Here is a 3,694-nt window from a genome sequence, read left to right on the forward strand (position 1 = left end):
TGCTCGATAAAGATAGTGCCATTTCCCTTTGATTTTAATATAGGTCTCATCCATCTTCCACGAATAGAAGGATTGTTTATTTTTCTTTTTCCAAATAGTGTAAAGTAGTTTTCCATATTCCTGTACCCAGCGGTAGATGGTGGTGTGAGAAACGTTAATGCCACGGTCATATAGGATTTCTTGGACGTCACGATAGCTAAGATTATACCGAAGGTAGTAGCCTACGGCGACAATAATCACATCTTTCTGAAATTGCTTGCCTTTAAAATGATCTATCTTGATTCCTCCAAGCTATCTTTTCCATTCATTTTACCTTAAAATCAGTTTATCAGAAAACTTTGCAACAGAACCCTTTAAAGTATTATGAATATTCAAAACAACAGAGGGAGAACAGGAGTGAACACATGGGTGATTTATTAAAAAAAAAGAATTGATGCAATTATTAGAAATTTACCAAAAAATGGGAGAAGAATATCAAAAATTATTTAAAAAAGTGGAAATAAAACTTTATGAACTAACTAAGGAAGCATACATTTCCTAGACTTCGATCCGCCACAAAGCTTATGGCTGCGATTGCTATTCTACCCTGTTCAAATAATGGAAAAGCGATTTGAAATTCAAAAAAAATTTGTTATAATAGTTACATGAGAATCAATGAAGCATATTAAAACTAAATAATGAAAGCTTTGGAATATAACAGATTTTGTTTGTTGGTTATATTCATTGTGATCTGAACAGGCGGTGGACATATAAAAGGTCCATGCAGCCGGGCTGCAATTTTTGCGGCAGCAGAGTATGTAAATAATAAGGGCATACCTGTGGGACAGTTAATTCTGTTCTATAGGTGTGCCCTTTTTTATATATATATTTCTAAATAAAGGGGAGTGAAAAGATGAGATGAAATGGATTTGTAATAATTGGTAAGCAAAAAAACAAAAAATAAGAAAGAGGTTTTAGAAATGGTTGAGTATCTAACAAAAAGTAGGCAAGGACAATTTTTAGTTGTCGGTGTTTTATTTACAATCTTAGGGTTTATCTTTATCCCACTAAATGATGCATACAGTTCCATACTATTTTATATTTCAATTTTCTTTTTAGGCTTCTATGCGGCAAAACATGCTGTTGTTGAAACGATTAAAGATCGCTCACCAAATGTCGACCTATTAATGGTTTTGGCAGCAGTTGGTGCAGTAATCATTGATTTTGAGTCTGAAGGAGCGGCGTTGCTATTGATTTTTGCTGCTGCAGAAGTTTTGGAAGATTATGCAACGAACAAATCCACCAGCGCGATTTCAGAATTAATGGCGCAAGTACCCGACACAGCCCAAGTGCTAAAAGAAAATGGGGATGTAGTGGTTACCCCTACGAAAGAGTTAGTTATTGGGGACATTGTCGTGGTATCGAAAGGTGGTCAAATCCCTATTGATGGCTTGATCGACCGAAATGCAATCGTGAATGAAGCGGCTTTAACGGGTGAGTCTGTCCCAGTAGAAAAAGAGTTAAAGGAGGAAGTTTTTGCCGGAACGATTAATGAAGGAAATGTTTTTCATATAGAAGTAAACAAGACACTGAATCAAACCATGTTTTCCAATATTATCCGGATGGTTGAAGAAGCACAAAACAAACCTTCTCGAATCGCAAAGTTTATAGACCGTATTGAAAGTAAGTACGTGATTGGCGTTTTAATTATCGTACCTATTTTCATCTTCTTTCTATATTATTTCCTAAGCCTACCATTAGAAGAAGCATTTTATCGTGGAATGGTACTTTTAACAGTGGCTAGTCCATGTGCATTGGTGGCATCAGCTACACCGGCTACGTTAAGCGCGATAAGTAATGGAGCCAAAAACGGTATCTTATTTAAAGGTGGAGCCGCAATGGAAGCGTTAAGTACAATGAATATTTTGTATACAGATAAGACCGGAACATTGACGTATGGCGACTTCCAAGTGGTCGATTATCATTTGGACCAAGAGCTGTTAAAAGAAGTCATTTATATGGAGCAACAATCCAGTCACCCAATCGGAAGAGCAATTGTTTCTGCCTTTAAAGAGATTAACTTAGCACAAGTGAATCAAGCGGAATCGATTGAAGAAATTGCTGGTTCGGGAATTAAAAAAGGGGCAATCCTAGTTGGAAAACCGGATGCATTTAAGCAATATGATAAATTTGATCAGTTTGAAAAGCTACTGGAAAAAGGCGATACGACCATATTTGTAGCGAAGGGAAATGAAGTCGTCGGTTACTTCTCACTCCGGGATCGAATTCGTCCGCAGTCAGCGAGTACGGTTGCGGATTTCCAAAAAGAGGGCATCAAGGTTTATCTTTTAACGGGAGATAACGAAAAGGTTGCGGCACAGGTTGCAAAGGAAGTAAAGGTAGATGACTATATTTCTTCCATGTTACCGGAAGATAAAATAGATTTTGTCTTAAAAAGCCAAGGAAAAGAAGAAGTTGTTGGGATGATTGGCGATGGGATCAATGATGCGCCCGCGCTAGCGAATGCAGATATCGGAATTGCGATGGGAAGTGGCTCGTCAGTCGCAATGGAATCCTCTGATGTCGTTGTAGTGAAGAATGATTTGTCTAAATTGTTTTATAGCTATCAGCTAAGCAAGAAATTAAATAAAATCATTATTCAAAATGTCATTTTCTCCATCGCTGTTATTGTCAGCTTGATTACTTTAAATATGTTCGGCGTTCTGGGACTTCCTTTAGCAGTACTATTCCATGAGGGCTCCACAATCCTCGTCATCTTAAACGGCTTGCGGTTGTTAGGGTCCGAAAAAACAAAAGCGGAATTAAGTGGTGCTTATTAGACTGCATCATGATATTAGCTGAAAGGGTGAGCGAATATCTACAGCTTTTTAAATTTGTATCTGTAGGGAATGAAGCTTACCCTTGGCGAAAGCCTAAATCGTCAAAAAAGCTGATAATTTCTGAACAGAAATTATCAGCTTTATCTATTTTAAATACATGCTAAAAATTGTTTATTCAAACTTGATTGTCATCAATTATTAAAAACAATAAAGGAGCTATCATAGAGTTATACGAAAGAGTAAAACAAAAAAGACCGCGCAGTGAAAAACTATTTTCGAAGGAAAACCACTTCTTGATGAGGATCAATTCTTAATCTGATTCAATCCAGTAGACTTACATTACAAACAACAAACAGGAGGAAAAAATCATGCAAAGGTGTATTTTAGGAAAGAAAAATCAAATCACCGTCATCAGTGGCATATTAATCGTAATAATTTCCTTCGTTATCGATGGCCTCGATTTGGATGGCAACGGACTTATTTTTTAATCTAGCCACTTGAAGCACCTCGCCAATCTCTTGTTCGGACATTTGGGGCTTTGGGGAATTGATGTGAGCCAATCCTTTTTGAATTTTTTCCTGTTCAGCTGTGTGTTCAGATAAGAAAAAGCCCGCCCATTTTTTCATACCCCGGTCTTGATATTCGTCATTCAAATATTTCATGGATAATCACTCCTTTAGAACCATTATAAGAACAAGTGTTCGTTTTGTGAAGGGGGACAAGGAGTAAATGTCCTGATTTTTTTTATCAGCGACTTTCATTTACTGATGAAAAGAGAGAATAATAACAAAAGCAGGGAAAAGAAAAACTCCTATAATCGCAATCGTTTTTCCTTAAAAGACAAGAGTATGGAGTGCTTTTTTCAAAAGCATATC

The 3,694-nt window shown here is 36.9% G+C and carries 3 protein-coding genes and 1 riboswitch; of the genes, 1 reads left to right on the plus strand and 2 read right to left on the minus strand.

Annotation, left to right across the window (positions count from 1 at the left end; translation table 11 throughout):
* The coding region (locus tag AB3I27_RS13830) for an IS6 family transposase (protein ID WP_154018182.1) at nucleotides 1-276 on the minus strand (276 nt) is incomplete at its 3' end.
* 444 nt (nucleotides 277-720) lie between these two features.
* Nucleotides 721-829, plus strand: a riboswitch (NiCo riboswitch).
* A 130-nt stretch (nucleotides 830-959) separates the two neighbouring features.
* Here AB3I27_RS13830 and AB3I27_RS13835 point away from each other — a divergent pair.
* Nucleotides 960-2,819 carry a heavy metal translocating P-type ATPase gene (locus tag AB3I27_RS13835; RefSeq protein ID WP_002390704.1) on the plus strand — a complete coding sequence of 620 codons (1,860 nt, stop codon included), beginning with the start codon at nucleotides 960-962 and terminating at the stop codon, nucleotides 2,817-2,819.
* A gap of 422 nt (nucleotides 2,820-3,241) precedes the next feature.
* Here the strand turns inward: AB3I27_RS13835 and AB3I27_RS13840 are convergent, their stop codons facing one another.
* Nucleotides 3,242-3,481, minus strand: a complete 240-nt coding sequence (locus tag AB3I27_RS13840; RefSeq protein WP_002316697.1) for a hypothetical protein — start codon at nucleotides 3,479-3,481, stop codon at nucleotides 3,242-3,244.
* Nucleotides 3,482-3,694: the final 213 nt, after the last annotated feature.

It is taken from the genome of Enterococcus sp. C46 (genome assembly GCF_040887565.1).
GTDB classification, from domain to species: Bacteria; Bacillota; Bacilli; order Lactobacillales; family Enterococcaceae; genus Enterococcus_B; species Enterococcus_B lactis.

Excerpts from the sequence above, each read along its gene's own strand:
- AB3I27_RS13835 (WP_002390704.1), top strand. The coding sequence starts at position 960 with ATGGTTGAGTATCTAACAAAAAGTAGGCAAGGACAATTTTTAGTTGTC.
- AB3I27_RS13840 (WP_002316697.1), bottom strand. The coding sequence starts at position 3,481 with ATGAAATATTTGAATGACGAATATCAAGACCGGGGTATGAAAAAATGG.